Genomic DNA, 6,996 nt, shown 5'->3' with positions numbered 1-6,996 from the left:
CCCCCCCCCCCCCCCCCCCGCGCCCCCCCCCCGGGCGGGGTTTCGCCGCCCCCCCCCCCCCCCCGACTCGGCAATCCTGGGTCAGCACTCGAGGATCAGGGTGACGGGGCCGTCGTTGACCGACTCGACCCGCATGTCGGCGCCGAACAGGCCGCGGGCGACGGTGGCGCCGAGGCGCTCGAGCTCGGTGCAGACCGCGTCGTAGAGCGGCTCGGAGACCGGGCTCGGCGCGGCGGCCTGCCAGGTGGGGCGGCGGCCCTTGCGGGCGTCGCCGTAGAGGGTGAACTGGCTGACCACCAGCACCGGCGCCCCGACCTCGGACGCCGACCGCTCGTCGCGGAGCAGGCGCAGCTCCCAGACCTTGCGGGCCACCCAGACGGCCTCGTCGGGGCCGTCGGTGTGGGTGACGCCGAGGTAGACCAGCAGCCCCGGCCCGTCGATCGCACCGACGACGCGCTCGTCGACGGTCACCGAGGCGCGCAGCACCCGCTGGACGACGGCGCGCACGACGCCGCGCTCAGCCGGAGAAGTCGGCCGAGGCGCGGCGGGCCATGTCGAGGAACGACCGGCGCGACTCGAGGTTCTCCTCGAGCTCCTTGACCTGCTTGTCGTTGCCGGCCGCGCGGGCCTTCTCGAGGTCGGCCTCGACCTTCGCGATCGCCGCCTCGAGCTTGGAGACCATGTCGTCGGCGCGCCGCGACTTCTCGGGGTCGGAGCGCTGCCACTGCTCGTCCTCGACCTTGCGGATCGCCTGCTCGACGGCGCGGATCCGGCCCTCGAGCTCCTTCATCCGGTCGCGGGGCACCTTGCCGGCGGCGTCCCAGCGGTCGGCGATGTCGCGGAAGGCCCGCTTGGCGCTCTCGAGGTCGGTGACCGGCACCAGCGCCTCGGCCTCGACCAGCAGCTTCTCCTTGACCTCGGCGTTGCCGGCGAACTCCGCGTCGAGCGCGGCGTTGGCGGCGTCGCGGGCCCCGAAGAACTGGTCCTGGGCGCCGCGGAACCGCTTCCACAGCGCGTCGTCGACGTCCTTGGGTGCCGGCCCGGCGGCCTTCCACTGCCGCATCAGCTCGCGGTAGGCGCCGGCGGTCGGGCCCCACTCGGTCGAGTCGGCGAGCTTCTCGGCCTCCTTGACCAAGCGCTCCTTGACCACCCGCGCGGCGTCGCGCTTCTCGTTCTGCTCGGCGAAGTGCACCTTGCGGTGCCGCGTGTACGCCGTGCGCGCGGTCGAGAACCGCCGCCACAGAGCGTCGTCGGAGGCGCGGTCGATGCGGGGCAGCGCCTTCCACTGCTCGAGCAGGTCGCGCAGCCGGTTGGCGCCGTTGCGCCAGTCGGTGCCCTCGGCGACGGCCTCGGCCTCGGCGACCAGCTTCTCCTTGGCCTCCTTGGCCTCGGCGGTGCGCTGGGCGCGCTCGACCTTGCGCGCCTCGCGCTGGGTGTCGATGACGGGGCCGAGGTCGGTCAGCCGCTGCTCGAGGGCGGCCAGGTCGCCGACGGCGTTGGCGCCGGTCACCTGGGCCCGCACGGTCCGCACCGACTCCGTGGCCTCCTCGGGGGTGAGCTTGGCGCCCTTGACCCGCTGCTCGAGCAGCTCGACCTCGGCGACCAGCGCGTCGTAGCGCTTCACGTAGAAGGCGAGCGCCTCCTCGGGGCTGCCTGCGGCGTACTGTCCGACGGAGCGCTCGCCGTCGGCGGTCCGCACGTAGACGGTCCCGTCGTCGTCGACCCGACCCCACTGATCGCTCGTCACCGCAGTCCTCTTCGCCTCGTCGCCACCGGGCCCGGGGCTGTCCACCCGACCCGTCACCGACCTCCTCGCCGGCGCGCAGTGGCCCATGCTAGTCAGACCCGGGCCCGGGCGGTCGCCCCCGGCCAATACCGATGCGGCGTCGTGACATCGGAGTGGATACGGTGAGCGGGTGTTGATCGCCGGCTTCCCCGCGGGTCCGTGGGGCACCAACTGCTACGTCGTCGCCACCGGGCCGGGGGCGGAGTGCGTGGTGGTCGATCCCGGCAAGGACGCCGCCGACGGCGTCGCCGAGGTGGTCCGGCAGCACCGGCTGAAGCCGGTCTCCGTGCTCGTCACCCACGGGCACGTCGACCACATGTGGTGCGTCGCGCCGGTCGCCGGCACCTACGACGCGACGGCCTGGATCCACCCGCAGGACCGGCACCTGCTCGCCGACCCGATGCAGGGCATGTCGCGCGAGACCGCCGCGATGCTGCTCGGCGGACGCCACGAGTTCGCCGAGCCCGACGACGTGCGCGAGCTCGCCGACCACCAGGACCTCGAGCTGGCCGGCCTGCGGTTCGTGGTCGACCACACCCCGGGCCACACCGAGGGCTCGGTCACCTTCCGGACGCCGTACGACGCCGACGACGTCAGCGAGGTCCTGTTCGCCGGCGACCTGCTGTTCGCCGGCTCGATCGGGCGCACCGACCTGCCCGGCGGCGACCACGCCACGATGCTGCGCACCCTGGCCACCAAGGTGCTCCCGCTCGCCGACGACGTCGTGGTGCTGCCCGGCCACGGCGAGCAGACCTCCATCGGTCGCGAGCGCGCGACCAACCCGTTCCTGCAGGACCTCGACCTCGACGTGCCGGGGAGTCGTCCCGCTCCCATCACCCGAGGCCTCTGACCGATGAACGCCAAGCCCACCCCGCTGAGCGGGTTCCCCGAGCTGCTGCCCGCCCAGCGCACCGTCGAGCGCGAGGTCATCGCCTCGCTCTCGCGCACCTTCGAGCTGCACGGGTTCGCCAACATCGAGACCCGCGTGGTGGAGCCGCTCGACCGGCTGGCCAAGGGCGGCGAGATCGACAAGGAGATCTACGTCCTGCGCCGCCTCCAGGCGGGGGAGGGCGAGGGCGACTCCGGGCTCGGCATGCACTTCGACCTCACCGTGCCGTTCGCCCGCTACGTGCTGGAGAACTCCGGCCACCTGGAGTTCCCGTTCCGGCGCTTCCAGATCCAGCCGGCCTGGCGGGGCGAGCGGCCGCAGGAGGGCCGCTACCGCCAGTTCACCCAGGCCGACATCGACATCGTCGGGCAGGGCGAGCTCGCCTTCCACCACGACGTCGAGGTGGTGCGGGTGATGGTGGAGGCGCTCGACGCGCTGCCGCTGCCCGCGCTGTCGTTCCAGGTCAACAACCGCAAGCTGATCCAGGGCTTCTACCGCGGCCTCGGCATCGGCGACGTCACTGCTGCCATCCGCGTCATCGACAAGCTCGACAAGCTGCCTCCCGACGCGGTCGCCGCGCAGCTGGTGGAGCAGGCAGGTGCCACGCCCGAGCAGGCCGAGCGTTGCCTCGAGCTGGCCACGATCCGGGTCGCCGACACGTCGTTCGTCGAGCGGGTCCGGGCGCTCGGCGTGGAGGACGAGCTGCTCGAGACCGGTCTGGCCGAGCTGGCGGCCGTCGTCGAGGGCTGTGCCGGGTCGGTCAGCGACCACGTCACCGTCGAGGCCAACCTGCGCATCGCCCGCGGGCTCGACTACTACACCGGCACCGTGCTCGAGATCTTCATGGCGGGCTACGAGCGGCTGAAGTCCGTTGGCGGGGGCGGGCGCTACGACGCCCTGGCCGACGACGGTCGTACGACGTACCCCGGTGTGGGCGTGTCCTTCGGCGTCTCGCGCACCCTGATCCCGCTGCTGGCCGACGGCGTGCTGGCGGGTAGCCGGCCGGTGCCGAGCGCGGTGCTCGTCGCGCTGGCCGACGAGGAGTCGCGCGGGTCCAGCGACGCGGTCGCCGCCGCCCTGCGCTCGCGCGGCGTCGCGTGCGAGGTCGCCGCGAGCCCGCAGAAGTTCGGCAAGCAGATCCGCTACGCCGAGCGGCGCGGCATCCCGTTCGTCTGGTTCATCGGCGCCGACGGCGGCCACGAGGTCAAGGACATCAGGTCGGGGGAGCAGGTGCCGGCCGACCCGGCCGCCTGGACCCCGCCGGGCGAGGACCTGCGTCCCCGCATCATCCGCACCACCACCGAGGAGCAGCAGTGATTCGCACCCAGGACGCCGGCGCGCTGCGCGCCGAGCACGTCGGCCGCACCGTCACCCTCGCGGGGTGGGTCGCCAACCGGCGCGACCACGGCGGGGTCGCCTTCATCGACCTGCGCGAGGCGAGCGGCGTCGTGCAGGTGGTGGTCCGCGACGAGGAGGTCGCCCACCAGCTGCGTGCGGAGTACTGCCTCAAGGTCACCGGCGAGGTGATCCGCCGCAAGGAGGGCAACGAGAACCCCAACCTCGCCACCGGCGAGGTCGAGGTCGTCGCCAGCGCGGTCGAGGTGCTGAGCGAGTCGGCGCCGCTGCCGTTCCCGATCTCCGACACCCAGTCGTCGGGGGGCGAGGTGGGCGAGGAGGTCCGCCTGAAGCACCGCTACCTCGACCTGCGCCGCTCCGGCCCGGCCGCGGCGCTGCGGCTGCGCAGCGAGGTCAGCAAGACCGCCCGCGGCGTGCTCGACCGCCACGGGTTCGTGGAGGTCGAGACCCCCACCCTGACCCGCTCCACGCCCGAGGGCGCCCGCGACTTCCTGGTGCCGGCCCGGCTGCGCCCCGGCAGCTGGTACGCCCTGCCGCAGAGCCCCCAGCTGTTCAAGCAGCTGCTCATGGTCGGTGGCCTCGAGCGCTACTACCAGATCGCGCGCTGCTACCGCGACGAGGACTTCCGCGCCGACCGCCAGCCGGAGTTCACCCAGCTCGACATCGAGATGAGCTTCGTCGAGCAGGACGACGTGATCGCCCTGACCGAGGAGCTGCTGGTCGAGCTGTGGCGCCTGGTGGGACACGAGATCCAGACGCCGCTGCCGCGGTTGACCTACGCCGACGCGATGGCCCGGTTCGGCTCCGACAAGCCCGACCTGCGGATGGGCCAGGAGCTCGTCGACTGCACCGACTACTTCAAGGACACCCCGTTCCGGGTCTTCCAGGCGCCGTACGTCGGCGCGGTGGTGATGCCGGGGGGAGCGAGCCAGCCCCGCAAGCAGCTCGACGCCTGGCAGGAGTGGGCGAAGCAGCGCGGCGCCCGCGGCCTGGCCTACGTGCTGTTCGGCGAGGACGGCGAGCTCGGTGGCCCGGTCGCCAAGAACCTCTCGGAGGAGGAGCGTGCCGGCCTGCGCGAGCACCTCGGCGCCGAGCCGGGCGACTGCGCGTTCTTCGGCGCGGGCGCGGTCAAGTCCACCCGCGGGCTGCTCGGCGCCGCGCGCCTGGAGGTCGGCCGCCGCTGCGGCCTGATCGACGAGTCGGCCTGGAGCCACGTCTGGGTCGTCGACGCCCCGCTGTTCGAGCCGGCCTCCGACGCCACCGCGGCCGGCGACGTCGCCGTCGGCCAGGGCGAGTACACCGCCGTCCACCACGCCTTCACGTCGCCGCAGGACCTCGACGCCTTCGACGCCGACCCCGCCAACGCGCTGGCCTGGGCCTACGACATCGTCTGCAACGGCAACGAGATCGGCGGCGGCTCGATCCGTATCCACCGCGAGGACGTGCAGAAGCGGGTCTTCGCCGTGATGGGGCTGCCCGAGGAGGAGGCGCAGGAGAAGTTCGGCTTCCTCCTCGACGCCTTCAAGTACGGCGCGCCGCCCCACGGCGGCATCGCGTTCGGCTGGGACCGGATCACCGCGCTGCTCGCCGGCACCGACAACATCCGCGAGGTCATCGCCTTCCCCAAGTCCGGCGGGGGCTACGACCCCCTCACCGCCGCTCCTGCGCCGATCACGCCCGAGCAGCGCAAGGAAGCCGGTGTCGACGCCGTTGCGACGGAGGACGTCGCCTCCGAGGGCTGATCCGGCGAAGGGCAGGCGTCCAGGTCGAGACCAGATCGTTACACGCTGGGGACCTCCGCCGCGGCGCGGTTCACATAGAGTCTGGACGCCGGTGGGGTGCACGCCCCACGGTCCCGGGCTTGCGAAAGGGGAACACCTGTGACGTTGACGGCCTCCGTGGAGCCGCACGGTGACGACAACTTCTCCGACGTCGAGGGTGACTCCCAGACGGCGGTCGCGGGTCGGTCGCCGATGCAGCTGGCCGTCGCCCGGTTCCGGGCCGACAAGCTGTCGATGGTGTCCTTCGCGATCTCGGTGTTCATCGTGCTCTGCGCGATCGCGGCGCCGATCCTGGTCGCGGTCGACGTGCTCAACCCCAACGCCTTCAACCGCGACCTGCTGTCGAGCACCGGCACGAACCCGCTCGGCCGCTTCGGCGGCGTGAGCTGGGACCACCCCTTCGGCGTCGAGCCCGGCACCGGGCGCGACCTGCTGTCGCGCATCATGCTGGCGATGACCTGGTCACTCGGCATCGCGCTCACCGGCACTCTGCTGACCGTCATCATCGGTGTGGTGCTCGGCATCGTCTCCGGCTTCTCCGGCGGCTTCATCGACGCGACCGTGGGCCGGTTCATCGACCTCACGCTGTCGTTCCCGCAGACGATGATGCTGCTGGCGCTCTCCAGCCCCGCCGTGCTGCTGCTGCGCACCGACATCGCCGGGCTTCCGGGCCTGGGCCTGCTGGAGGACCGCGACCGGGCCAGCGGGCTCTACGTGATCCTGATCCTGGCGGCGTTCGGCTGGCCGCCGGTGGCCCGTGTGGTCCGCGGCCAGGTGCTCTCGATCCGCGAGCGCGAGTTCATCGAGGCGGCCAAGCTGATGGGCGCCTCGCGGCGCCGGCTGTACTTCAAGGAGGTGCTGCCCAACGTCTGGGCGCCGATCCTCGTCTACGTCACGCTGCTGGTGCCGGCCTACATCTCGGCCGAGGCCGCGTTCAGCTTCCTCGGGGTCGGCATCAAGCCGCCCACCCCCACGCTCGGAAACATCCTGGCCAACTCGGTCAACTACACGAGCGCGGACCCGACGTTCTTCTTCCTCCCGGGCGTGCTGCTCGCCCTCACCGTGGTGGTGTTCAACCTGGTCGGCGACGGCGCCCGCGACGCGCTCGACCCCAAGACCCACCGATAACCAGACTCAGTGCGTCGCCGTCTGCACACGGTGGCGTGCTGCTGGCGCCGGGCTCC

Annotated in this window: 6 protein-coding genes; 4 read left to right on the top strand and 2 right to left on the bottom strand. The window is 72.5% G+C overall.

Annotation, left to right across the window (positions count from 1 at the left end; translation table 11 throughout):
• Positions 1 to 81: 81 nt before the first annotated feature.
• Together dtd and JT721_RS12400 are read right to left on the bottom strand one after the other, a co-directional pair.
• Positions 82 to 507 (bottom strand): D-aminoacyl-tRNA deacylase, encoded by a 426-nt coding sequence (dtd, locus tag JT721_RS12405; RefSeq protein WP_205473453.1) that lies wholly within the window; start codon positions 505 to 507, stop codon positions 82 to 84.
• Positions 508 to 517: 10 nt separating this feature from the next.
• Positions 518 to 1,747 carry a DUF349 domain-containing protein gene (locus JT721_RS12400; RefSeq protein WP_205473452.1) on the bottom strand — a complete coding sequence of 410 codons (1,230 nt, stop codon included), beginning with the start codon at positions 1,745 to 1,747 and terminating at the stop codon, positions 518 to 520.
• Between the two features lie 169 nt (positions 1,748 to 1,916).
• Between JT721_RS12400 and JT721_RS12395 the strand changes: the two genes are divergently transcribed.
• From JT721_RS12395 to JT721_RS12380, 4 genes are all read left to right on the top strand, one after another.
• Entirely contained in the window at positions 1,917 to 2,636 is a 720-nt protein-coding gene (locus JT721_RS12395; RefSeq protein WP_205473451.1) for an MBL fold metallo-hydrolase, read from the top strand.
• A gap of 3 nt (positions 2,637 to 2,639) precedes the next feature.
• Positions 2,640 to 3,992 (top strand): histidine--tRNA ligase, encoded by a 1,353-nt coding sequence (gene hisS / locus JT721_RS12390; protein WP_205473450.1) that lies wholly within the window; start codon positions 2,640 to 2,642, stop codon positions 3,990 to 3,992.
• Positions 3,989 to 5,773, top strand: a complete 1,785-nt coding sequence (gene aspS / locus JT721_RS12385) for an aspartate--tRNA ligase (protein ID WP_205473449.1) — start codon at positions 3,989 to 3,991, stop codon at positions 5,771 to 5,773. The genes hisS and aspS overlap by 4 nt, the downstream gene beginning before the upstream one ends.
• 138 nt (positions 5,774 to 5,911) lie before the next feature.
• Positions 5,912 to 6,940: an ABC transporter permease gene (locus JT721_RS12380; RefSeq protein ID WP_307828026.1), complete on the top strand. Its 1,029-nt coding sequence runs from the start codon at positions 5,912 to 5,914 to the stop codon at positions 6,938 to 6,940.
• Positions 6,941 to 6,996 lie beyond the last annotated feature (56 nt).

The organism is Nocardioides sp. SYSU D00038 (assembly GCF_016924665.1).
Taxonomy (GTDB): Bacteria; Actinomycetota; Actinomycetes; order Propionibacteriales; family Nocardioidaceae; genus Nocardioides.
The sequence above is the reverse complement of the archived record's forward strand: the minus strand, read 5'-3'. Positions and strand labels throughout refer to the sequence as shown.